The sequence below is a fragment of the Acidothermus cellulolyticus 11B genome, from assembly GCF_000015025.1.
GTDB lineage: Bacteria > Actinomycetota > Actinomycetes > Acidothermales > Acidothermaceae > Acidothermus > Acidothermus cellulolyticus.
Window position 1 is genome coordinate 1,675,551 of sequence record NC_008578.1, and the last position, 24,072, is coordinate 1,699,622.

The 24,072-nt window shown below is 68.7% G+C and carries 17 protein-coding genes and 1 pseudogene; 5 read left to right on the top strand and 13 right to left on the bottom strand.

Going from position 1 to position 24,072, the window contains the following annotated elements:
• Positions 1-18: 18 nt before the first annotated feature.
• The gene (locus ACEL_RS07665) at positions 19-1,959 is read left to right on the top strand and encodes a S9 family peptidase (RefSeq protein WP_011720324.1); all 1,941 of its coding nucleotides are present in this window, start codon (positions 19-21) and stop codon (positions 1,957-1,959) included.
• On the opposite strand, the gene rny is transcribed toward ACEL_RS07665, so the two are convergent.
• The 4 genes from rny to ACEL_RS07690 form a co-directional block, all read right to left on the bottom strand.
• Positions 1,956-3,431: a ribonuclease Y gene (gene rny, locus ACEL_RS07670; RefSeq protein ID WP_011720325.1), complete on the bottom strand. Its 1,476-nt coding sequence runs from the start codon at positions 3,429-3,431 to the stop codon at positions 1,956-1,958. The two genes, ACEL_RS07665 and rny, sit on opposite strands and share 4 nt — an antisense overlap.
• Before the next feature lie 312 nt (positions 3,432-3,743).
• Entirely contained in the window at positions 3,744-4,295 is a 552-nt protein-coding gene (locus tag ACEL_RS07675; protein WP_083760546.1) for a RecX family transcriptional regulator, read from the bottom strand.
• On the bottom strand, positions 4,292-5,329 hold the full coding sequence (gene recA / locus ACEL_RS07680; protein ID WP_011720327.1) for a recombinase RecA: 1,038 nt from the start codon (positions 5,327-5,329) through the stop codon (positions 4,292-4,294). Before recA ends, ACEL_RS07675 begins: the two co-directional genes overlap by 4 nt.
• A 370-nt stretch (positions 5,330-5,699) precedes the next feature.
• Positions 5,700-5,894 carry a DUF3046 domain-containing protein gene (locus tag ACEL_RS07690; RefSeq protein WP_011720328.1) on the bottom strand — a complete coding sequence of 65 codons (195 nt, stop codon included), beginning with the start codon at positions 5,892-5,894 and terminating at the stop codon, positions 5,700-5,702.
• 336 nt (positions 5,895-6,230) lie between these two features.
• On the opposite strand from ACEL_RS07690, the gene ACEL_RS12925 reads away from it, so the two are divergent.
• The 4 genes and pseudogenes from ACEL_RS12925 to ACEL_RS12930 form a co-directional block, all read left to right on the top strand.
• Positions 6,231-6,536: a BBE domain-containing protein gene (locus ACEL_RS12925; protein ID WP_420794977.1), complete on the top strand. Its 306-nt coding sequence runs from the start codon at positions 6,231-6,233 to the stop codon at positions 6,534-6,536.
• Between the two features lie 56 nt (positions 6,537-6,592).
• Positions 6,593-7,162 carry a SigE family RNA polymerase sigma factor gene (locus ACEL_RS07700; RefSeq protein WP_083760640.1) on the top strand — a complete coding sequence of 190 codons (570 nt, stop codon included), beginning with the start codon at positions 6,593-6,595 and terminating at the stop codon, positions 7,160-7,162.
• On the top strand, positions 7,159-8,505 hold the full coding sequence (locus tag ACEL_RS07705) for a WD40/YVTN/BNR-like repeat-containing protein (protein ID WP_011720330.1): 1,347 nt from the start codon (positions 7,159-7,161) through the stop codon (positions 8,503-8,505). Before ACEL_RS07700 ends, ACEL_RS07705 begins: the two co-directional genes overlap by 4 nt.
• A 145-nt stretch (positions 8,506-8,650) precedes the next feature.
• Positions 8,651-12,427: pseudogene (locus ACEL_RS12930) on the top strand (DEAD/DEAH box helicase); the annotation flags it as partial.
• A gap of 491 nt (positions 12,428-12,918) precedes the next feature.
• On the opposite strand, the gene ACEL_RS12935 reads toward ACEL_RS12930, so the two are convergent.
• The 9 genes from ACEL_RS12935 to thyX form a co-directional block, all read right to left on the bottom strand.
• Positions 12,919-13,359 carry a helix-turn-helix domain-containing protein gene (locus ACEL_RS12935; RefSeq protein WP_083760641.1) on the bottom strand — a complete coding sequence of 147 codons (441 nt, stop codon included), beginning with the start codon at positions 13,357-13,359 and terminating at the stop codon, positions 12,919-12,921.
• Between the two features lie 125 nt (positions 13,360-13,484).
• Positions 13,485-14,768 (bottom strand): competence/damage-inducible protein A, encoded by a 1,284-nt coding sequence (locus tag ACEL_RS07720; protein WP_011720332.1) that lies wholly within the window; start codon positions 14,766-14,768, stop codon positions 13,485-13,487.
• A gap of 18 nt (positions 14,769-14,786) precedes the next feature.
• Positions 14,787-15,449: a CDP-diacylglycerol--glycerol-3-phosphate 3-phosphatidyltransferase gene (pgsA, locus tag ACEL_RS07725; protein ID WP_011720333.1), complete on the bottom strand. Its 663-nt coding sequence runs from the start codon at positions 15,447-15,449 to the stop codon at positions 14,787-14,789.
• Positions 15,449-16,876, bottom strand: coding sequence for a 30S ribosomal protein S12 methylthiotransferase RimO (rimO, locus tag ACEL_RS07730; RefSeq protein WP_011720334.1), 1,428 nt, complete (start codon positions 16,874-16,876; stop codon positions 15,449-15,451). The genes pgsA and rimO overlap by 1 nt, the downstream gene beginning before the upstream one ends.
• 25 nt (positions 16,877-16,901) lie before the next feature.
• Entirely contained in the window at positions 16,902-17,723 is an 822-nt protein-coding gene (locus ACEL_RS07735; protein WP_011720335.1) for a helix-turn-helix domain-containing protein, read from the bottom strand.
• Between the two features lie 189 nt (positions 17,724-17,912).
• Positions 17,913-20,309, bottom strand: a complete 2,397-nt coding sequence (locus tag ACEL_RS07740) for an FtsK/SpoIIIE family DNA translocase (RefSeq protein ID WP_148204569.1) — start codon at positions 20,307-20,309, stop codon at positions 17,913-17,915.
• Between the two features lie 143 nt (positions 20,310-20,452).
• Positions 20,453-22,138, bottom strand: a complete 1,686-nt coding sequence (locus tag ACEL_RS07745) for a ribonuclease J (RefSeq protein WP_011720337.1) — start codon at positions 22,136-22,138, stop codon at positions 20,453-20,455.
• Entirely contained in the window at positions 22,135-23,061 is a 927-nt protein-coding gene (dapA, locus tag ACEL_RS07750) for a 4-hydroxy-tetrahydrodipicolinate synthase (RefSeq protein WP_011720338.1), read from the bottom strand. Before dapA ends, ACEL_RS07745 begins: the two co-directional genes overlap by 4 nt.
• Positions 23,062-23,214: 153 nt before the next feature.
• The gene (gene thyX, locus ACEL_RS07755) at positions 23,215-23,928 is read right to left on the bottom strand and encodes an FAD-dependent thymidylate synthase (RefSeq protein WP_041835012.1); all 714 of its coding nucleotides are present in this window, start codon (positions 23,926-23,928) and stop codon (positions 23,215-23,217) included.
• Positions 23,929-24,072 lie beyond the last annotated feature (144 nt).

Below are 24,072 nucleotides of genomic sequence, written 5' to 3' on the forward strand. Positions count from 1 at the left end.
GGGCGTCACCATGGAGGGGTGCCCGAGATTGCTCCGTACGGCAGTTGGGTGTCCCCGATTTCCGCAGCCGACGTCGCGCGGGGCGGCGTTCGGCTTGGATTTCCGAGCCTCGTCGCCGGCGACGTCTGGTGGTTGGAAGGCCGCCCGACCGAGCAGGGCCGGCAGGTCGTCGTCTCCGCCCAGCGAGGTGACCTTCTCGGGCCGCCGTGGAACGCCCGTACCCGGGTCCATGAGTACGGCGGCCGAAGTTTCTGGCCGATAGCCGCGGACTCGTTTGTCTTCAGCGAATGGACCGACCAGCGGCTCTACCTCGTCACCGGGGAGGAGGACCCGCGTCCCCTGACACCTGCTCCCGCCGTGCCGAGCGGTTGGCGATACGCCGACGCCACGGTCGGCCCGGACGGGCAGGTGTGGTGCGTGCGGGAGACGGTCACGGCCGCCGGGGCATTGGACGTCGTCCGGGACATTGTCGCCGTTCCCTTGGACGGGTCGGCGGCCGATGATCCGCGACGCATCCGGGTTGTCGTGGGCGGCAGCCGGTTCTTCGCGTATCCGACGGTGAGCCCGGACGGCGGCCGCCTTGCCTGGGTCGCGTGGGATCACCCGCAGATGCCGTGGGACGGCACCGAATTACGGATCGGCGCGCTCCGCGACGGCATCGTCGACACCTGGACGACTGTCGCGGGCGGGCCGGCGGAATCCATTCTGCAGCCGACGTGGGCGACGGACGGTTCGCTGTATTTCCTCTCCGACCGCAGCGGGTGGTGGAATCTGTACCGCTGGGACGGCGCGGCGGTTCACGCCCTTGCACCGCGGGATGAAGAATGCGGCGGTCCGCTGTGGCAACTGGGCATGCGGTGGTTCGCACCGCTCGCCGACGGCCGGATCGCTGTCATTCACGGCGGACATCTCGGTGTGCTGAACCCCGATTCCGGTGAGGTCGTGGATGTGGCAATTCCCCTGTCGTATGTGGATGCGTCGGTCACCGCCGACGGCTCCGAGGTTGTCGTCGTCGGTGCGAGTCCGACGCACCCGCTGTCGGTTGCGCGCGTGGACGTTTCTACCGGCCGGTACGCAGTGGTGCGCCGGTCGCTGGAGACCCTTCCCCCTGAGGAATACTTGCCGGTGCCGGTCACGCGTATTTTCCGGTCCGACGACGGGCATGACGTGCACGCGCACGTTTATCCGCCGCGGAATCCGGATTTCCGTGCGCCGGATGGTGAGCGCCCGCCATACATTGTCGTCGCGCACGGCGGTCCGACAGCATCGTCGCCGCCGATATTCCGGTTGGAATACGCGTACTTCACCAACCGCGGCATCGGAATTCTGGACGTCGACTACGGCGGGTCGTCGGGGTACGGCCGCGCCTACCGGGAACGTTTGCGTGGACAGTGGGGTGTCGTCGATGTCGCTGATTGTGTGACGGCGGTTCGCGCATTAGCGGCGTCCGGCGAAGCCGACCCGAACCGCGTGGCGATCCGCGGCGGCAGTGCCGGCGGCTGGACGGTCCTCTGCGCCGTCACGCGCACGGACGTTTTCGCCGCGGGCACCTCGTACTTCGGTGTCGCCGATCCCGAGCAGCTCGCGGCGGAGACCCATGACTTTGAATCGCACTACCTTGACGGGCTGCTCGGTCCCCTGCCGGAGGCGCGTGACGTCTACCGCGAGCGGGCGCCGATCCGCCGCGTCGACGCGGTACGCTGCCCGGTGCTGTTGCTGCAAGGCGCGCAGGACCCCATCGTTCCGCCGTCCCAAGCGGAATTGTTCCGCGACGCGCTGGCGGCCAAGGGAATTCCGCATGCGTATCTGTTGTTTGAGGGCGAGCAGCATGGGTTCCGACAGGCGGAGAACATCGTCCGCGCGTTGGAAGCGGAATTGTCGTTCTACGGCCAGCTCTTCGGCTTTTCGCCGCCGGGAATTCCCGTGCTTCCGCTCACGCCGGCGCCGCCGGCTCCTTAGTGGGCGAATTCGCTGGCCCGGGTTTCACGGACGACGGTGACCCGGATCTGCCCGGGGTAGGTGAGTTCCGTCTCGATTTGTTTGGCGATGTCACGGGCGATGACCTGCGCTTGGATGTCGTCCACGACGTCGGGGAGGACCATCACGCGCAATTCACGTCCGGCCTGCATGGCGAAGACCTTCTCGACACCCTCGTACGCCGACGCGATCTCTTCCAGCCGCTCCAACCGTTGCACGTAGGATTCCAGGGATTCGCGCCGGGCGCCCGGGCGGCCTCCGCTGATCGCGTCAGCCGCTTGGGTGAGGACCGCCTCGATGGTGCGGGGTTCAACCTCGTTGTGGTGCGCTTCGATCGCGTGGACGACGTCCTCGTGCTCGCCGTACCGCCGGGCCAGTTCAGCTCCGATCAGGGCGTGGCTGCCCTCCACCTCGTGGCTCAAGGCCTTGCCGATGTCGTGGAGCAGCGCGCCGCGCTTGACCAGCTGGGGATCGATGTGCAGTTCGGCGGCCATGACGCCCGCGAGATGGGCGGTCTCCACGAGGTGTTTGAGCACGTTCTGCCCGTAGGACGTGCGGTAGCGCAGGCGACCGAGGAGCGCGACCAGCTCGGGGTGCATGCCGGTGATGCCGACCGCGAGCAGGGCGTCCTCGGCGGCCCGCTGGCAGAGCCGCTCGACTTCGAGCCGGCTGGCTTCGTACACCTCCTCGATGCGGAGGGGGTGGATGCGACCGTCGTCCACCAGACGTTCCAATGCGACCCGGGCGATTTCGCGGCGTACCGGATCAAAGCACGAGAGGAGAACCGCTTCGGGGGTGTCATCGATGATGAGGTTGACGCCCGTGATCGACTCGAACGCCCGGATGTTGCGACCCTCACGCCCGATGATCCGGCCCTTCATCTCGTCGCCGGGCAGGTGCACGACGGAGACGACCGATTCGGCCGTCTGTTCACTGGCAACCCGCTGGATCGCAGTGGTCACAATCTCCCGCGCGCGTCGTTCGGCTTCTTCGGTCGCCGCCCGCTCGATCTCGCGGACCGTCAACGCGGCATCCCGCTTGGCCTGGTTTTCGATGAGCGCGACGAGCTCGGCTTTGGCCGCCTCGGCGGTCAGCCCGGCCGTTCGTTCGAGCAGCAACCGCCGTTCCTCCGCGACCTGCGCAAGCTCCGCTTGCAGGCGGCCGAGCTTCTCTTCGAGTTCAGCAAGCTGCCGCTCGCGGGCGGCGAGGCGCTCATGCTCGGCGTCCAGTCGTGCCTCGCGTTCGGCGAGGCGCTGTTCGCGACGCTCGAGCTCGGACCGAGCCTCCCGAATCTCGGCCTCGGCAGCGGCGGCGTCCGGTCCGGACATGCCGGAGGGTTGGCGAACGTTCCCCGCATCGACCCGGGGAGCCCGGCCAAATTTGATGACAACAAAGATTGCAATCACCAGGGCAGCGACCGCGACGACCCCGACAGTAGCGATCAATACGGGCATCCCTGCTCTCCCTCGGTCGGGCGCAGCTCGCTGCGCGATGGCACTGCGAGGGGCCGACCGCACCTCACCGTGACGCGGATGGCAACGTAAGCGACATGCACGTCACCTCACGGTGACGCGAACGCACGTCTCGCCGCTACGTCCCCTATCGCACCACCTGGTTCGCAGGTCCCGGTCTCACTTCGTGATCGTTCCGTTGTTATGGCTACGGGTGCCGAGGCACCCCGGATCGGTCGTCGGACGCCGGTCGGTTGCGGCCTGGTCCGGCCCACTCCTTACTTCTGCCGAGGCTATGCGCCGGACTGGAGTCGGTCAAGCACGCTCCGCATCGCTGGCGTCCGTCGCACCCTCCTCGATGACACCGTCACCGAGGACGTGCCGGATCGCCTGGAAGACGACCTCGGGTGAGTACCCACGGCGGGCCAACATCGCAGCAAGCCGACGGACCTTTACGGGTTCCGGCAGGCCGACCATGGTCCGGCAACGCATGCGGGCCAGCGCAGTTGCCGCAGCCAACACGTCGTCCGGGTCGACCGTGTCCACCGTCTCGCGAATGATCACCTCATCCACGCCTCTGCGCCGCAGTTCGCCGGCGATTGCCCGTGGGGCAAGTCCGCGCCGTCGTCGGCTGGTCATCCACTGGACCGCATACGCCCGATCATCGATGAGACCAACCGCGGCCAGCCGTTCCAGCACCTCGGCGGTCGCATCTGCAGGAATCCCCCGCCGGTGCAGCGCGTCAGCAAGCTGCTGCCTGGTACGCGGCGCACCGGCAAGTTGATCGAGGGCGATCCGCCGTCCGGCCTCGACGGGATCGTCGAGGCCCGGCGGTTCGGTCCGGCGTCTCGCCGATGGACTCCTCAGCGCTCCACCACCGTCAAGTCAATGGGCGCGTCAACCCGCGGCCCAATGCCAAGCTTCTCCTTGATTTTCTTCTCGATTTCGTCCGCCAGGTCGGGATTCTCCCGCAGGAAATTACGGGCGTTCTCCTTGCCCTGACCCAGTTGGTCGCCTTCGTACGTGTACCAGGCACCGGATTTCCGGATGATGCCGTGCTCCACCCCCATGTCAATGAGACTGCCCTCCCGGCTGATTCCGACGTTGTACAGGATGTCGAATTCAGCCTGCCGAAATGGGGAGGCGCACTTGTTCTTGACAACCTTCACCCGGGTCCGGTTGCCGATGGCTTCCTGCCCTTCCTTGATGGTGTCGATGCGGCGGACATCAAGGCGGATCGAAGCGTAGAACTTCAGAGCCTTCCCACCGGTGGTCGTTTCCGGGCTTCCGAAGAAGACCCCGACCTTCTCTCGCAGCTGATTGATGAAGATTGCGGTCGTGCCGGAGTGGCTGAGCGCACCGGTAATCTTGCGGAGCGCCTGACTCATCAGCCGGGCCTGCAGGCCGACATGGCTGTCGCCCATCTCCCCCTCAATTTCAGCCCGGGGCACCAGCGCAGCAACCGAGTCAATGACCACGACGTCGATGGCCCCTGACCGAATCAACGTATCGGCGATCTCCAGGGCTTGTTCTCCCGTATCCGGCTGGGAGACGAGGAGATTATCGGTGTCCACTCCGAGCTTTTTCGCGTATTCGGGATCCAGGGCATGCTCGGCGTCGATGAATGCGGCGATGCCGCCGGCGCGCTGGGCATTCGCCACCGCGTGCAGTGCCAGGGTGGTCTTGCCCGATGACTCCGGTCCGTAGATCTCGACGATCCGCCCACGCGGCAGACCGCCGATCCCTAACGCGACGTCCAGGGCGATCGATCCGGTAGGGATGACGTCGATCGGAGCCCGCGCCTCGTCACCGAGACGCATCAATGAACCCTTGCCGTGAGCCCGTTCGATCTGCGCGATCGCGTGCTCCAGTGCCTTCTCGCGGTCGAATGCTGCTGCCATCGGTCTGCCCATCCTGTTCTTTCACGGTGCGGAACTCGGTCGCGAACGACGCTAAACGCCCTCGCCGACGTTTCCCATTCACCGGCCGCGGCTGTGTATCGCCGTCCCACCGTGTGTGGACACTAACCGAACAGATGTTCGATCCCGCGGCGACACGCCGAACGCGGACGAAGCGCCACGCGGATGCCACGGGACGGCGCACATGCCGCAACGTCGAGGACGGCGGACGGCGGCAGCGGGAAGACCCCGGGAGCGCCGACCCGGCCTGGGCGGCGGCCTCGGGCACGGTGGACGACGCCGACAGGCGAAGCCGGAAACGCCTGGGTCCCGCTGCACGCGGCGAAATCCCGGATCCCGCGGCGGCGATCGATCACTGCAGGTGCGTCGGCACGTCGACGGCCCGGCACACCGCGCGCCAGATGTCGGCCGGTTCCACGCCGGCTTCTAATGCCTGGTGAACCGTCCGCTCCCCCAGCTCGGCAAGCACGAAGTCGTGAGCGAACGATGCCGCGTACACCTCACCGAACGCACTGCGCATCCGGTCCCAGAAATCTGTGAGCCGCACACCCGTCAGTATCCAGAGGCCGGAGCCGGACCGGAAAGCCGAAAGCACGGACCGGAGACGCGAGCGGCGCGGGCCGGACACGCGAGCGGGCCGGGAACGCCGACCCGGACTGCAGACGCGAGCGGCGCGCCATGCATCCCTGCACCGGCCCACGGCGTCCTTCCAGCAGACGCACGCGAGGTAAGCCGGGCACGTCCGGTCTCCCGGGGATCACCGATCCTTCCCCACACCGGGCCTCGGCAACCCGCCCGCACACGTCGAGCCACCCTGGAGGCCACCATCGATCGGCTAACCGTTCCCGCTTGGGCGCGGGACGTCACACCGCTCCCCAGTGCCGTGAATCCGGAAGAGAAACGCCAACGACTGGGCGACCGCCGGCGGGAAATACGGCCATATGCGGGCCGCTCGGCCAGCGGCTCGGCGTCGATCCCGCGGAGGTGGCCGACGACATCGTGCGAAATACGGCCATATGCGGGCGGCTCGGCGGATGGCTCGGCGTACCCGAATTACGTCGGTCCACCAGTGCCGGACCGGGAAACCGCTTATTATGGGGCGAACCTGCAGAAATTGATCGGTACTGCGGTCGACCCGTGTGGGGTTCTCGCCTTTCCACAGGCAATTCCCTGGGAGCCGGTCCGATGAGTGTCCTCGTCGATGCAACCGGTCCGCTCCGCGGAGCGTCCGCAGCTGCGGACGAGATGCCCGGGGTGAGCGTGGACGACGAACGCCGACGCGTCTTCGACGAATTCGCGCGCGCGCGGATGCCCGAGCTCCTGCGTTTCGGCTACGCGCTGACCGGAAATCCGCACGCGGCCGCGGATTTGGTGCAGGACGCGCTGGAGCGGACGATGCTCGCGTGGCACCGGGTGGAGAAGCAGGGCGACCCGGAGGGATACGTCCGACGGATCATGGTGAACCGCAACATCAGCATTTGGCGGCGCCTGCGGCGGGAGCGCCTGGTGGTCGACATCCCCGAGGAGAGCGGGCCCAGCGACGGCCTGACCCCGCGTGATCTGGCGCTCTGGGAGCGGGTACGCGCCCTCCCACCGCGGCAGCGGACTGTCATCGTCCTGCGGTACTACGAAGATCTCTCCGAGGCGCAGATTGCGGAGATCATGGGCTCGTCGGTCGGCACGGTGAAGAGTCAGGCCTCGCGAGCTCTGGCCGCGCTTCGACGTGACGCGGCGCAGTTCGCCGACGTTCCCGGCGCAGGGGGGCGCACCGATGACCCGCGCATCACCCGTTCGAGGAAGGGAATGGAGCCGTGACCGACGACGAACTCGACGAGCGATTGCGCGCCCTGTTCCGGGCCGGCCATCCGCCGCTCGTCCCTCGGCCGGACATGCTCGAGGTCATCCACCGCGGGGCCCGACGGCGTCAGGCACGCCGCGCCGGCACCCTGGCCGCCGCAGGCGTCGTCGCCGTGGCACTGGCGACCACCGCCGTCGTCCGCCCCTTCGCACCGGCGCGCCAAACCGCCGGCACTCACGCACAAACCGCCGCAGCGGTGCAACCGTCGAGGCTCGTCGCGTCACCGACCCTCCAGGCCACGGAAACCAGCGCACCCGCGGTCGCCGCAACATCTGCCGAGGCCGGCACCGTTCCGGCCGGCGGCACGCCGCCGGCTGGTTTCGTGCCGCTCTCGGTGACCGGGACGACGAGCAACGGGCAGACGTTCTGGGTCCTCGGAGATGCCCCGTGCGCGACGGGAACCTGCACCGCCGTCGCGAAAACCACCGACGGCGGACAATCCTTCACGGAAATGGCTGCTCCCGCGAGTGCCGTGGTGCCCGACCATCTTCTCGGGATGGACGGTGTCAGTCCACAAACCATCGCCAATATGCGGTTCGTCGACGCGAAGAACGGCTGGGCTTTCGGCGGTGCGCTCTGGCAGACCACGGACGGCGCGCAATCGTGGCAGCAGATCACGAGCATCACCGGCACGGTCCAGCAGCTGGAGGTGGCCAGCGGACACGCCTGGGCGATCGTGGCTACCGGCGGAGGGTCGCCTCCCGGCGCCACCGGTACGGCGCGGTTGTTCACCGCGACGTACCCGGCCGGAACCTGGGGGCCGGTCGATGCCGCCGGTGTCTTCGGCCCAGCGGAGCCGGCGCTCGTCGTCCACGACACCACCGTGATTGTCGCGGGCGAGGATCCGACAACCGGGACACCACGCGCCGTCCGGAGCACGGATGCAGCCACCTTCGCAGAACTGCCGGCGCCGCCGTGTGTTCCGGCTCCGACCGGCGGATTGTCCATCACCGCCAGCGCCCTCTGGCTGCTCTGCGCGGACCATGCGCGCGCGTACGTCTCCACCGACGCTGGGACGTCCTGGCGGCAGGTCGGGTCGACGCTGCCGGCGGACGCCGCCGTGGTGGCCGCCATCGATCCGACGACGGCGGTGATTGCGCACGGCGGCCGGCTCATCCGGATCGGCACCGACGGAACCATGCAGACTGCCGCGACACCCAGTGGTGCAAGCGGATTCGCCTTTGTCGGTTTCGTCAATGACACGGTCGGGTTCGCGATCGCGGAGGTCGCAAACAGCCGTCAGCTCTGGCGAAGCACGGACGCCGGCGCGCACTGGTCGCTCGTGCGGATCGGGGGTTAAACCGCGACGGCGGCAGCCGACGCGAATCCGGCGCGAATCCGGGGCGGGTGACGCGAATCCGGGGCGGCCGCCAGGGTGATGCTCGTTCGACCGGCACGGACCGGCGCCTCGGCAGAATCGAGAGGTGACCGGTGAACCACTCGAGGTGTTCACTCCCCTGCTCCGCCGCTGGTTTACCACAACCTTCGGCGCTCCGACGGCGGCCCAGGCCGAGGCATGGCGGGTCATCGCAGGCGGCGATCACGCGCTGCTCATTGCACCCACCGGGTCGGGAAAAACCCTCGCCGCGTTTCTCTGGTCGATTCACCGCTTGTTGACGGAACCGCGGGCCGAACCGCCCGCGGCGCGCGTCCTGTACGTCTCCCCGCTGCGCGCTCTCGCTGCCGACATTGAACGCAATCTCCGCGCCCCGCTCACCGCCATACGCCGACTCGCCACCGAAACCGGCGTTCAGCTACCCGATATTCGGATCGGGGTGCGCACCGGCGATACTCCGTCCGCGCAACGGCGCGCATTGGTGAAGAATCCGCCGGACATTCTCATCACGACGCCGGAATCGTTGTTTTTGCTGCTGACATCCCAGGCGCGTGACATGCTGCGCGGTGTTGACACCGTCATCATCGACGAAATTCACGCCCTGGCGGGAAATAAGCGGGGTGCGCACCTCGCGCTGAGCATGGAGCGCCTGGAGGCGCTCCTCCGCCGCCCGGCACAGCGCATCGGCCTGTCGGCGACCGTCCGTCCGCCGGCTGAGGCGGCGCGGTTCCTCGGCGGCGGGCGTCCGGTGCGGGTCATCCACCCATCGGCGCGGAAAGAGTTAGACATTCGCGTTTCCGTGCCGGTCGCCGACATGACATCGCCGCCGGACCCGCCGCCCGGCGCCGCCGACGAACCGGACGCCGACACGCCCGCCCGTTCGTCCATCTGGCCGCACATCGTGACCCGACTCGTCGACCTCATCACCGCTCATCGGTCGACAATCGTCTTCACGAATTCGCGTCGTCTCGCCGAACGGCTGACCGCCCAGCTGAATGACGAGGCGGCACGGCGCGGAATTCCAGGCGAACTCGCGCGGGCGCACCACGGCTCGGTGAGCCGTGAGCAGCGTCACGTCACCGAAGAATTGCTGAAATCCGGGCGGATTCCGGCGGTCGTGGCCACCAGCAGCCTGGAATTGGGCATCGACATGGGAGCGGTGGACCTCGTCGTCCACGCCGAGCCGCCGCCGAGCGTGGCGGCCGCCATGCAGCGGTTCGGCCGCGCCGGACATCAACGGGACGCCGTGTCACGCGGCATTATTTTTCCCAAGCACCGGAGTCAACTCATTCCGGCCGCGGTCGTCGTGGAGCGGATGCGGGACGGGCGGATTGAAGCCGTCCGTGTTCCGGAGAATCCGCTGGACGTCCTGGCCCAGCAGCTGGTGGCGATGGCCGCAACCGACGATTGGTCGGACGACGACATGTTCACGCTGGTACGGCGCGCCGCCCCGTTCCATACCCTGCGCCCGAATGTGTTCGACGCCGTTCTCGCGATGCTTGCCGGCCGGTACGCCTCAGACGATTTCGCCCAGTTCAAGGCGCGCATCGACTGGGATCGCAGCAGCGGCCGGGTCACCGCACGTCCCGGTGCGCGCCTCCTCGCGGTCACGAACGCGGGGACGATCCCGGACCGCGGCCAGTACACCGTCGTGTTGGCGGGCGCAGACAAACCCACGAGGGTCGGCGAGCTCGATGAGGAAATGGTGTACGAATCCCGACCCGGCACGGTTTTCACCCTGGGATCCGCGCAATGGCGCATCGTCGATATCACCGCGGACCGGGTCGTCGTCGTCCCGGCCCCCGGAGCAGCGGCAATTCCACCCTTCTGGCACGGCGACGCACCGGCCCGGCCGTTCGACCTTGGCCGCGCCATCGGCGAAACGCTCCGCGTGCTCTCGTCAACCGACCAGGTCACCGCGACCGCCGCGTTGCGGGACGCCGGTTTCGACGAGCTCGCCGTCAACAATGCCCTGCGTTACCTCGCCGACCAACGCGCCGCCACCGGTGTCGTGCCCGACGACCAGACCATCGTCGTCGAATGGTTCCGGGACGAAGTCGGTGACTGGCGGCTCGTCGTGCATTCCCCGTTCGGCGGTCAGGTGCACGCCCCGTGGGCGCTGGCCATCGCCGCGCGCATCCGGCAGCGGTACGGCATTGAGACCGCCGTCATGCACGCCGACGACGGAATCGTCGCCCGCCTGCCCGCTGCCGATCGGCCGCCGGACCTTGACCTCGTCACGATCGACCCGGATGAGGCCGCCGATGCCATCCGCGGGGAGCTGACGAATTCCGCCTTGTTCGCGGCGAAATTCCGGGAGTGCGCGGCACGGGCCCTGCTGCTTCCCCGGCGGTTCCCCCAGCGCCGTACCCCGCTCTGGCAGCAACGGCAGCGAGCCGCTCAATTGCTCAGCGCCGCCGTGGATCTGCCCGATTTCCCCATCGTTCTGGAAGCGGTGCGCGAATGCTGGCACGAGGTCTTCGACGTGCCCGGATTGCAACGCATCCTCCGCGACATTGCCGCCCACCGGATCGCCGTTGTGGGAGTGGAAACCCCGGTTCCGTCACCGTTCGCCAGGAGTCTGCTCTTCGGCTATCTGGCGGCCTACCTGTACGAGAACGACGTCCCGCCGGCGGAACGCAAGGTGCACGCGCTCGCGCTGGACTCCGCGCTGCTCACGCAATTGCTGGGCGAACACGATTTCGCCGAGATTTTAGACCCGGGCATCGTCGCCGCCGTCGAGCAGGAACTCGCCTCGCTGCCGCAATCACCGACGCCCACGCTGGACGACGCCGTGCGCGCGTTCGCAGCCCGCCGCGGGCCGTTCAGCCGCCGGGACCTCGCCGCGGCACTAGCAGCCGATGACCGGCAGCTCGATGCGGTCCTGGACCATTTCGTGACGACGGGAGTCCTCGTACGCAGCGGAGCCGGCGAGTACTGCGACGCCGATATTCTTCGCACGCTGCGGCGTCGAAGCCTTGCGAAACTGCGCGCAGAAATCGAGCCCGTCCCTGCCCGTGCCTTCGCGCGGTTCTTGCCGTCCTGGCAGCACGTACGCCGTCCGCTGACCGGCGTCGACGGTCTGTACGCCGTCATCGAGCAACTCCGGGGAGCGCGTCTTCCGGCGTCCGAATTGGAACAGGCCATCCTGGCACGGCGGATTGCCGGGTACCACCCGGCGCTGCTCGACGAACTCACCGCAAGCGGCGCGGTGACCTGGACGGGTGCCGGGGCACGAACGGGTTCCGGAACACGCGGCGCCGGCGCCCGATCGGGCGCCGGCACGAACGGGCCCGCCGACGGCTGGATCGTGCTCTGCCCCACCGACGCGGCGGCGTCCCTGCTGCCGCCGCCGATGCCGCTGGACGAACTGCCGGTTCTGCATCGTCACGTCGTCGATTTGCTTGCGTCGTCCGGTGCGCTGTTCTTCCGGACCATCGCCGACCGGGTGCGCTGCCTCGACGATCAGGAGCTCGAACGCGCCTTGTGGGATCTGGTCTTCGCCGGCTGGCTGACCAACGACACCCTTGCCCCCCTGCGAGCCCGGTTGACGCAACGACCCGGCAGCCGGCCACGCGGCCGGCCTATCCTGCCCTCGCGTCTCGGCCCGCCGACGGCCGCCGGCCGCTGGAGCCTGATCGGTGCGCGGGAATCCGACGAGGAACGCCGGGCGCGGGCGCTGGCCCAGGCGCTTCTCGACCGGTACGGGGTGGCCGCCAGACCGGTTGTCGAAGCCGAGAACGTGCGCGGCGGCTTCGGCGGCATCTACCCGGTCCTCGCGACGATGGAGGCTGCCGGCGCCTGCCGGCGCGGCTACTTCGTCACGGCTCTTGGCGGCGCCCAATTCGGCGTCAGTGGGGCAATCGACGCCTTGCGCGCGGCGAACCGGGAGACCGCCGGGCCGCTGGTTCTGGCCGCGGCTGACCCCGCGAACCCCTACGGCGCCGCATTGCCGTGGCCGGAGGGAAGCAGCGGCCGAGTCGGACGGCGTCCCGAAGCGTGGGTCGTCACCGTCGACGGCGCGCCGGTGCTGTACGTCGAGAGCGGCGGCCGCGGCATCGACGTCCTCACCGCCGACGCAGACGCTCTCCTCGCCGCAATCGAGGCGCTCGCCGCCAGTGTCCGAGCCGGCGAAACCGGCCGGCTGCAGCTCGAGCGGGTCAACGGCCGGCCCATCCTCGGCACACCGCTCGCGGAGACGTTACGCGACAAGGGATTTCGGCCCACCCCCCCGGGGCTTTGCCCTCTCGGCCGAGCACTGGTGAGCCGAAGGGGTTCGGTTTTATCTGGCCGTGACGGTTTCCCGGCGTGCGGGGTCTCTCAGCGTGCGGAACCGGGGAAACCGGCTCATCGGCGTCCCACACGCCGGACCACGGGTCACACCGGAACGGTGAGCCGATCCGACGGACTCGGCCGGTCGTCGTCCGGATGCGTGACGGCATCGGTGTTGGCAGCGGCAACCAGCGTTTCGGTAAGTGCCGCGGTGAGTCGATCGTCGACCGACGCGCCGTCGCCGCCCCGCCGGGTCACCCGCTCCCGGCGCCGGCCATCGGCGTCCGGCTCGTACGACGGCATCTGCGCTGCCTCGAGAACCCGCAGCTCGTCACTCACCTCACGCAGCACGTCCGACAAGTGGACGCCCAGCGCATCGCAGATGGCCGCGAGCAGCTCGGACGACGCCTCTTTCTGGCCGCGTTCAATCTCGGAGAGGTAGCCGAGCGAGACCCGGGCTTCCGCTGAGACGTCGCGCAGGGTGCGCTCCTGGCGCAACCGGTGGCGACGCAGCGCATCGCCGATCAGCCTTCGCAGCAGGATCAACGCGCCCTCCTTGTCGGACTCCGGCTGCGCCGCTGGTCGTCGCAGCCGCACTTTCACCGTACCCCGTCCCATCGGCAGATCGTGCCGGCGAGTGGATGACTTCGCCGGTTCTGCTTCCGGTTCCGCTAGCTTCGACGCCGGCGCAGCTGGGGTTCCGGGGGAAGGTTGAGCAGCCGCCGGCGCAGCAAGTCCAGCGCGATATTCACCGCCTGCCGCCGAATGCGCTGGCGATCCCCGGAGAGGTGCACGTCGCGGACCGTCGGTCCACCCTCTGCCGTAACCGCCACGTAGACCGTCCCCACCGGCTTGCCGTCCTGGCGGGCCGGTCCAGCGACACCGGTGGTCGCGACACCGTACGTCGCACCGAGCCGGCTTCGGATGCTCTCCGCCATCACGACCGCCACCTCGGGATCAACTACCCCGCGAGCGGCGATCAGCTCCGGTGCAAGTCCCAACAGCTCGACTTTCGCAGCCACCGTGTAGCCGATCACACCTCCGCGGTACACGTCCGACGCTCCCGGCGTCTCGGTGAGCGCAGCTCCGACGAGACCCCCGGTGAGCGACTCCGCGGTTGCCACCGTCGCACCAGCGTCCGTCAAGAGGCGGTGCACGACGGCCTCGATCGTGTCGGAGTCCGCGCCATAGACGGCGTCACCGAGCGCAATCCGAGCCCGCTCTTCGACCTCGGCGATCATTGCGGCGGCAAGGTCCCGGTTCGCTGCCTTGGCGCTGATCCGCACCCTGGTCTGCCCCTCGGAGGCAAGGTAGGCCAGCGTGGGATTGCCACGCAGCGCAAGCTCCGCGTCAAGGTCGGCCAGGGCGTCGGCCACCTCCGACTCCCAGACCCCGATCGTCCGCAGCACCCGGGAGAGGAGCACGGTTCCGGGGCCCGCACGCTCCGCCAGCTCCGGGGCAACCCACCGCCGGAAGATTTCCCGCATCTCCCCCGGCACTCCGGGAAGCGCGAAAATCACGGCATTGCCGACGGTCATCCGCAGCCCGGGCGCCGTCCCTGCGGGATTCGGCAACGGCACGGCCCCGTGGGGCCGGTCCGCCATCCGCAGGTTCATCGGCGGAAAATCGGCCCGTCCCAGTGCGGCGTACCGGGCCCGCAGCGCCGCCTCGATCTCCGGGTCCCGCTCCAACGGGACGCCGGCAAGCTCCGCCAGTGCCTCGCGCGTCAGGTCATCCTGGGTGGGACCGAGCCCGCCGGTGGCGACCACGACATCGGCGCGACGCGTTGCAGCGCCGAGCACCTCCGCGATGCGCGCGACGTTGTCGCCGACCACCGCCATCTGCTCGACGTCGACGCCGAGTTCAGCAAGCGCCTGACCGAGCCAGGCGGCGTTGCCGTTAACGATGTCACCGAGAAGGAGCTCGGTGCCGATCGCGACGACCTCAGCCTTCACCGTGCCGACCCCGATGCGTCACGACTGCGCGATCGTCGCGCGAACCGCCGCGGCCTCCGACCGCTGCCGCCTGCGCACCCGGATCGCCCGGTACAGGTAGTTGACGCCGGTCACCACGGTGATCGCAACTGCGATCATCATCACCCAGAAGCGGGCGGTGCCCCAGACTCCGGAGACCGGCAGCAAATACAGCCCGATCGCCACCGCCTGCGCGACGGTCTTGGCCTTGGCGGCCTGGCTCGCGGCAAGCACGCCGCCGCTGCTCGCCGCCGCCACCCCGTTGCGAATCACCCAGAACCGGAGCGCGGTCACGCCGAACTCCCGACCGAGAATCACCGCCGTCACCCACCACGGCAACGCCCCGATCGCCGACAGGCCGATGAGCGCCGCACCGATCAACGCCTTGTCCGCGATCGGATCTGCGATCTTTCCGAAGGTCGTAATCAACGCCCGGCGTCTTGCGATCTCGCCGTCCACCCGGTCAGTGAGCGATGCGATGACGAAGACCCCGGTGGCTGCGTACCGCCACTGCGGATGCGCGGTGCCGTCAGCGCCAAAGGCGAGCAGGACGGCGAAGACGGGAACGAGGAGGAGCCGGACGGTGGTGAGACCGTTGGCGAGGTTCGCGATACCCACCGGGGGTGGGGTCGAGGACGGTGATCTCCGCTGCGGGTCGGGCATTACCCCTCCACCGTTGCGCCGGACGGCGTCCCAGCCGTTGAACCCGTCACCGGAGCCGCGAGGAAATCCACCCCGTCGATTTCGACGATCTCGGCTCGGACCAGCGCGCCGCGGGCCGCGGAGCAGTCGCGGAGCACGGTGACCCCGTCGACGTCGACGGCTTGCACCTCCGTATAGCCGTAACAGGCGTCCGGCCGGTCGTCGTCCACGCCGTCGATGAGGACGTCGACGGTCTCGCCAAGGCGGGCGCGGGCCCGGTCCGCGGTCACCTCCTCGGCGATGCCGGCAATGTCGTCGACGCGGGACCGGATTTCCTGTTCGGGAATCTTCTCCGGGAATCCGGAGGCCTCGGTGCCGTCTTCGTCGGAATATCCGAAGACGCCGATGCCGTCCAGCCGGGCGGCGCGGAGGAATTCCCCAAGTTCGGCGACGTCCTCCTCGGTTTCGCCGGGAAATCCGACGATGACATTGGAACGAACGGCCGCCCGCGGATTGCGGCGTCGAATCTCGGCAAGGAGGTTGAGAAATTCCTCGCTCCCGCCGAACCGGCGCATCCGGCGCAGCACGCGCGGACTCGCATGTTGGAACGACAGGTCGAAGTACGGCGCGACGTGCGGGGCGGTCGCGATGACGTCGATCAGGGCCGGGCGAACCTCCGCCGGCTGCAGATAGGTGACACGCACGCGCACCAATCCGTCGACGCCGCCGAATGCGGCGAGCAGCTTCTCCAGCGCAAAGGGGTCACCGAGATCTTTGCCGTAGGAGGTGGAATTCTCGCTGACCAGCACGATTTCGCGCGCGCCGTGATCGGCGAGCCACTGCGCTTCGCGCAGGATGTCGGCCGGCGGCCGGGAGACGAACGCGCCGCGGAACGACGGAATCGCGCAGAACGTGCAGCGCCGGTCACAGCCGGAGGCGATTTTCAGCGGCGCGACCGGGGAATCGTCCAGCCGATGGCGCAGCACCCGGGGTCCGCCGAGGTGGCCGGGAATGCCAACCTCGGCCGCGGCGCGCGGGCGATCCACCGGTGTCAGAGGCAGCAGCGTGCGACGGTCCCGCGGTGTGTGGGGGGCGGGCGGCCGGCCGGCGAGCACATCCTCCAGCCGCTGCGCGATCACGGGATAGTCGTCGAACGACAGGATGGTCGCCTCGGGCATCGCGTCGGCGAGCGCGGCTCCGTACCGCTCGGCGAGGCAGCCTACCGCGACCACCCGGGTGGAACCGTCGGCGGCCTCCAGCAAGGTGTCGATCGACTCCTGCTTCGCCGCTTCGATGAAACCGCAGGTGTTCACCACGGTGACGTCGGCGGACGGCGCCTCGGTGAGCCGCCAGCCGGCGTCGACGAGCCGGGCCGCGAGCTCTTCGGCGTCCACGTCGTTGCGCGCGCAGCCGAGGCGGATCAACCGGACGGTACGCGAGGCGGGCACGGGTGCAGCCTACCGAGCTGCGCGGTCAGCCCTGACCGACGTTCGGCGGTCCCGGCCCGAAGGTGAACGCGGCGACGTCGTTGGTACTCGGCGGCGCGCCGATCTCCACCCCATTGACGACCAGATCGGTAGCTGGCGCGTTACCCAGTTTCAGGTAGATCTGTTGTGGATCAGTGAAAGTCTGGACGTCCCCCGGATTCATGATCCCCTGGTAGAGCGTGGTGCCATCCGAAGCGCGAGCCAGGACCCAGCATTTGGCCGTCGTCACCCGGACGACGACCTTCACGCCGGCCTCGGCGACCGCACTCGACGGCGCCCCGGTCGGTGGCGGCGACGGGGAACCGGAGGACGGCACCGCGCTGATGGACGGTGTCGCGGCTGCCGACGGGCTCGGCCCCGACGCGCTGGACGGCGCACCCACCGGACCTGACGCCCGGGACGGCGTGCGGCCGTGGCTGGTCAGCAGTTGGGCCCCGACCGCGACAATGATCACGACGAGCAGGGCGGCGAGAGCGAGCGATCCCCAACTGGTCCGGCGCAGCTCCTGCGTGCGGGCAATCAACTTGCTGGCGGTCTCCACCTCGGCAAGCTTGGCGGTGACGTCGTCGTCTTCATTCCGGCCGTACCTCGCGTCGTACTCGGCGAGCAGCGGCGCGGGATCGATCCCGACGACGCCGGCGAGCGTCCGCAGGTGCGCACGAGCGTAGAAGTGCCCGCCGCAGAGGGAGAAATCGTCGTTCTCCATCGCCCGGATGACACTGGCCCGCAGCCGGGTACGAGCCGCGACGTCCTCAATGGACAGACCCGCGCGTTCCCGGGCTTCGGCGAGGCTCTGACCGATCGACACGACGACTCCCTGACCGATGGGCGGACGGCGGGCACTGTCGGGTGGTGCGGTTCGGGGGAATTTCTCGATACCGGGAATTTCCCCCGGTGCTCCGGGAGCAATTCCGCTATCGAGTTCGCGCCCGAGTCTATGCCGTCATCGTCGTCTCGACAAAATTCCCCGGATCTTGACGGCCGCCAGGCGGGACCATCAATTCCCGCGGAGGGTGGCGAGGATCGACGGCAGGTCGTCCGGTTTCACCAAGACGTCGCGGGCCTTGGAGCCCTCACTCGGACCGACGATCCCGCGCGTCTCCATGAGATCCATGAGCCGGCCCGCCTTCGCGAAACCGACGCGGAGCTTGCGCTGCAGCATCGAGGTCGAACCGAATTGGGTCGTGACGACCAGCTCGACGGCCTGGCAGAGGAGGTCGAGATCGTCGCCGATGTCGTCGTCGAGAGCGCGCCGCGCGGGTGACTCGGCGAGCAGGTCGTCCCGGTAGGTCGGTTGCATCTGCTGCTTGCAGTGGGCGACGACGGCCTGCACTTCGCTCTCGGTGACGAACGCGCCTTGCAGGCGGAGCGGCTTGCTGGCCCCCATCGGCAGGAAGAGCGCGTCGCCGAGTCCGACGAGTTTCTCGGCCCCCGGCTGGTCGAGGATGACCCGGCTGTCGGCAAGGCTGGAGGTGGCGAACGCCAGCCGGGACGGCACGTTCGCCTTGATCAGACCGGTGACGACGTCGACGCTCGGGCGCTGGGTGGCAAGGACAAGGTGAATGCCGGCGGCCCGCGCAAGCTGGGTGATGCGCACGATCGCGTCTTCGACGTCCCGCGGGGCGACCATCATGAGGTCGGCGAGCTCATCGACGATCACCAGCAGGTACGGGTACGGCCGGTACACCCGCTCACTGCCGGGCGGCGGCCGGAGCTGACCCTTCCGCACCGCCCGGTTGAAGTCGTCGATGTGCCGGAAACCGGATGCCGCGAGATCGTCGTACCGCATCTCCATCTCGCGGACCACCCATTGGAGGGCCTCGGCGGCCTTCTTCGGGCTGGTGATGATCGGCGCCACCAGGTGCGGAATTCCGTCGTAGTGCGAGAGTTCAACGCGCTTGGGGTCGACGAGGACCATCCGCACCTCGTCCGGGGTCGCCCGGGTGAGGATGGACGTGACGATCGTGTTGATGCAGGTGGATTTCCCGGAGCCGGTGGCACCGGCGACCAGAAGGTGCGGCATCTTGGCGAGGTTTGCGCAAATGTAGCGCCCCTCGACGTCCTTGCCGAGGCCGACGACCATCGGATGGTGATCCGAGGTGGCGGCCGGTGACCGCAGCACGTCGCCGAGGCTCACGAGGTCCCGGTCGGCGTTCGGGATTTCGATGCCGATCGCGGATTTGCCGGGGATCGGCGAGAGGATGCGGACATCGGCGCTCGCCACCGCATAGGCGATGTTCTTCGACAGCGCGGTGACCCGTTCCACCTTCACGCCCGGACCCAACTCGACCTCGTAACGGGTCACCGTCGGGCCTCGGGTGAATCCCGTGACCGTCGCGTCGATGCCGAACTGTTGGAGGACGTCGGTCAGCGCCGCGACGACCGTCTCGTTGGCCCGGGTCCGCGGTTTGGCGGGCGTGCCTTCCCGGAGCAGCGTCGGCGGCGGCAGGTGGTAGGTGATGTCGCCGGAGAGCAGGAGTTGCTCGGCGCGCGGCCACGGCTTGTCGCGGCGGGCGGCCGACGAGCCGTCAGCGGCCGCCGATGTCGTCGAGTGACCCTCCACGCCCGCCGGAACGGCTGGATCGGCGGTGGACGGCCGGCCGCCCGGTTCCACCGTGCCCGGCTCGGGCGCCGACCCGGAACTCCCGCCGACCAGCGGGGTATCGAACGGGCGGGATTCCGCAGTGTCGTCAGCGTCGTCGGTGGTTGTGGGCCGGCGTGCCCGCCTCGGTCTTGCCGCTGCTCCTGCCGGGGCCGGCGGGTTCGCCGCTGGTACCGCCGTCCGGCGGCGCAGGCGATCCCGCAGCTCGGCGATTCGGCGCGGTATCGCGTTGACCGGCGTCGCCGTGACCACGAGCACGCCGAAGAGTGCGACAAGCACGAGCAGCGGTACGGCGATCCAGCTGCTCAGGCCGGCAACCAGCGGGGCCGCAACAAGGAAGCCGATCAGGCCGCCGGCGGTGCGCATCGCGTGCGCGCCATGGGACGGGTCCGGTGTGCCGGCCGCGATGTGCAGGAGGCCGAGGACGCCGACACCGAGCGCAACCCATCCGACGAGGAGGCGACCCTCGCCGACCGGTCGCTGCGGATGGCGGAGAATCCGCCAGGCCAACGCGGCGAGACCTACCGGTACGGCGTACGACGCCGCGCCGACCGCACCGGCGACGATGGCGACCGTCACTGCGCCGACCGGGTTCGGCAGCCGCCACCAGAGCGCGCCTCCGGTGACGATCGCCAATCCCAGCACGGCGAGACCGAATCCGTCCCGGCGATGGGTTGGATCGAGATCACGCGCGCGGTGTCCGATCAGCCGGACGGCGCCGCCGACCAGATGGGCGAGCCCCAACCAGAGAGCGCGAATCAGCCGCAGAATGACCCGCAGCGCCGGCGGCATGCGCCGGTTCCGGCGCCGGGACGCCGGGCGCGCCGGCGTCCGGGGGCGGGTCGGGGCACGGGTCACCACGGTCCCCGACGGTACCCCAGAGGTCACATCACGCGCAGGCGTCACACGCCGAACAGGCGGAACTTCACCCTCGGCTATACCTCCACCACCATGGGGATGATCATCGGGCGGCGGCGGTAGGTCTCGTTCACCCAGCGGCCGACCGTGCGGCGAACCACCTGCTCCAGTTCCGCGATATCGGCCATGCCGTCGGCCATGGCACGCTCGACCGACTCATGCACCTTGGGGAGGACGTCGACCAGCGCGGCGTCATCGATGCCGGACCCGCGCGCGTGGATCTCCGGTCCGCCGACCACCTTGCCTGCGGCGGCGTCCACGACGACGACCACGGACACAAAGCCCTCCTCGCCGAGGATGCGCCGGTCTTTCAGCGACGCCTCGGTCACCTCGCCGACGGAGATCCCGTCGACGTACACGTAACCGCAGTGCACGGCGCCGACAATCGACGCTTTGCCGTCGACCAGATCCATGACCATCCCGTTCTCCGCGAGCAGCACCCGGTCAGCGGGTACGCCGGTGAGCTTCGCCAATTCGCCGTGCGCGCGAAGATGCCGCCATTCGCCGTGGATGGGAACGAAATTGCTCGGACGGGTGAGGTTGAGCACGTACAACAATTCCCCGGCCGGCGCGTGCCCCGAGACGTGGACCAGCGCATTCCCTTTATGGATGACGGTGGCGCCCCACCGCCCCAGGCCGTTGATGACTCGATACACCGCCGACTCGTTCCCGGGAATGAGCGAACTCGCCAGCACCACCGTGTCACCCGGTTCGATCCGGACCGGGTGGTCGCGGTTGGCCATCCGGGAGAGGGCCGAGAGCGGTTCACCCTGCGAACCGGTGGAGATGAGGACGACCTTTTCCGGCGGCAACGCATCAATTTCCCGCGCATCGACGAGGAGGTCACCGGGGACCTGCAGATACCCGAGATCGCGCGCGACTCCCATGTTGCGCACCATCGATCGCCCGACAAAGGCAACCTTCCGGCCGAACGCGGCGGCGGCGTCCAGCACCTGCTGCACGCGGTGCACATGGCTGGCGAAGCACGCCACGATGATCCGGCGGCCGGCCCGGGAGAAAATGTCCCGCAGGACCGGGGCGATGTCCCGTTCCGGCGTGACGAACCCCGGAATTTCGGCGTTCGTGGAGTCCGACATCAGCAGATCGACACCCTCGGCGCCGAGCCGCGCAAAGCCGCCGAGATCGGTCAGCCGTCCGTCCAGCGGCAATTGGTCCATCTTGAAATCGCCGGTGTGCAGCACCAGCCCGGCCGGTGTACGGATCGCGACCGCCAGGCCGTCCGGAATCGAGTGGTTGACGGCGAAGAATTCGCAGTCGAACGGACCGAGCCGCTCGCGACTGCCTTCCCGGACCGTCAACGTGTACGGGGTGATGCGATGCTCGGCGAGTTTGGACTCGGCGAACGCCAGGGTGAGCGGCGACCCAACGAGCGGAATGTCGGGCCGCTCCCGCAGCAGAAACGGAACCGCGCCGGTGTGGTCTTCATGGCCGTGGGTGAGGACGAGCGCCTCGACGGCGTCCAACCGGCCGCGGATGTAATCGAAGTCGGGCAGGATCAAATCGACACCGGGCTGCTCAGGGTCGGGGAACAGAACGCCGCAGTCGACGATGAGGAGCCGGCCGCCGAATTCGAAGACCGTCATGTTCCGCCCGACTTCGCCGAGCCCGCCGAGCGCGACGATCCGCAGGCCGTGGGGCGGCAACGGCGGCGGCGCACCGAGTTCCGGGTGGGGATGGCTCACCCGCGCCGCTCCTCCGCGCCCTCCGCGAATTCGGTGAATCCAGCCGCGGCCATGTCCTCGCGCAGCCGGGCAACCTGCTCAGCGGTGGCGTCGACGAGCGGCGGGCGGACCGGCCCGCCGGGCAGACCGGCCAGCCGCAGCGCAGCTTTCGCGAGAATCACCCCTTGGGTGCGGAAAAATCCGGTGAAGACCGGAAGCAATTGCCGGTGCAACGCGAGTGCGCCGTCGACATCGCCCCGCAGATACGCGGCAATCATCGCGCCGGTCTGGGTGCCGAACACATGCGTGGGGACGCCGACGACACCAACCGCACCGATCGCCAACAACGGCAGGGTGTTCTTGTCGTCCCCGGAGTAGTAGGCAAGGTCGGTTCGGGCGAGCACCCACGAACTGGCCTCGAAATCACCCTTGGCGTCCTTGACCGCGACGATCCGCTCGTGCTCGGCAAGCCGGACCATCGTCTCCGGTTCGATCGCCGTGCCGGTCCGGCCGGGGATGTCGTACAGCATCACCGGCAGGCCGGTCGCATCAGCGACCTGCCGGAAATGCGCAAGCAGTCCGGCCTGCGGCGGCTTGGAGTAATAGGGGGTGACGACGAGAAGGCCGTGCGCTCCGGCCTTCTCCGCCCGCTGCGCCAGCTCGATTGTGTGCCGGGTGTCGTTGGTTCCGACCCCGGCGACCACAGTGGCCCGATCGCCGACGGCGTCCAGGACGGCGCGCAACAACCGCTCCTTCTCGTCATCGGTCGTCGTGGGTGATTCGCCGGTCGTCCCGCTGATCACTAGTCCGTCGTTGCCGTGGTCGACCAGGTACGTCGCGAGCCGGGCGGCTCCGTCGAGGTCCAGGGCCCCGTCGGCGGTGAACGGAGTCACCATCGCGGTAAGGACCCGGCCGAACGGCGCAGGGCGAAGAGACGTCGTCATGGTGGTAACCGTACCGCCCGATCGTCGCGAGGAGCACCCCGCCGGTCGAGCAGTCGGGGGTCCACAGGATCGGCGGGGTGCACTCTCACTATGACATGATCTCGAGGTGCCGCGGTGCGCATTCCGGAAAACCGGTGAACAGCGCGGGACCGGTCACGGCGCCACGCGGCCGTGCGCCTCAAAGGCTTCGTGGGTGAGCGGCATGAGCCTCGCCCACTCGGCCTCCATCCGCTCGGCGACCATTTCAATCTCACGCTGCGGAAAGCTCGGAAACCGGCTCGACTCCCGCCGGGTCCGCAACGACAAGAAATTCATCAGCGACCGGGCGTTGAGGGTCACGTACGCCGAGGAGTATATGGCGACCGGTAAAACGCCGCGGGCGACTTCGCGGGCAACACCCGCGTTGAGCATTTCCAGGTAGGCCGCATACGCCTCCTCACACGCCCGCTTGGTCGCTTCGACCACGATTTTGTACTGTTCAGGGGTGCCGTCCACGAATTCGTAATGCCCTGGTTTGCCCTGCTGGACGAGTTTGCGATCGGGCGCGGGAACGTAAAAAACCGGGCGGAGCTGACGGTACCGGCCGCTCTCCTCGTTGTACGACGCAATCCGATGCCGCATCATTTCGCGGAACACGAAAATCGGAGCCTGCACGTAGAACGTCATCGAATTGTGTTCGAACGGTGTGCCGTGCCGGTCGCGCATGAGGTAATTGATGAGCCCTTTGGACCGCGCCGGATCGGCGTGCACGTCGTCGAGGGATTGCTCTCCTTTGGTGGAGACCCGGGCGGCGAAAAGAACGTCGGCGTCGCTGGCGGCGGCGCGGATCAGTTCGACGGTGACGTCGCTGCGGAACTCGATCTCCATGGGATGGGGCTCGGTCACGGACTCCGACCCTACCGAGCGTGGGCGGACGCGCAAGCCGGGGGTCGGGAGCCCATCCGGACGGCTGGGTGCGGCCGGCAGGCCAGCGAGGCTCGAGGCGTCGTCCGGGGCGGCGCCCGCCGGCTT

Coding starts and splice junctions, on each gene's coding strand:
- dapA (WP_011720338.1), bottom strand. CDS start 23,061: ATGACGACGTCTCTTCGCCCTGCGCCGTTCGGCCGGGTCCTTACCGCG.
- pgsA (WP_011720333.1), bottom strand. CDS start 15,449: ATGCCCGACCCGCAGCGGAGATCACCGTCCTCGACCCCACCCCCGGTG.
- recA (WP_011720327.1), bottom strand. CDS start 5,329: ATGGCAGCAGCATTCGACCGCGAGAAGGCACTGGAGCACGCGATCGCG.
- rny (WP_011720325.1), bottom strand. CDS start 3,431: ATGCCCGTATTGATCGCTACTGTCGGGGTCGTCGCGGTCGCTGCCCTG.
- ACEL_RS07740 (WP_148204569.1), bottom strand. CDS start 20,309: ATGCCGCCGGCGCTGCGGGTCATTCTGCGGCTGATTCGCGCTCTCTGG.
- ACEL_RS07700 (WP_083760640.1), top strand. CDS start 6,593: ATGCCCGGGGTGAGCGTGGACGACGAACGCCGACGCGTCTTCGACGAA.
- thyX (WP_041835012.1), bottom strand. CDS start 23,928: ATGGAGATCGAGTTCCGCAGCGACGTCACCGTCGAACTGATCCGCGCC.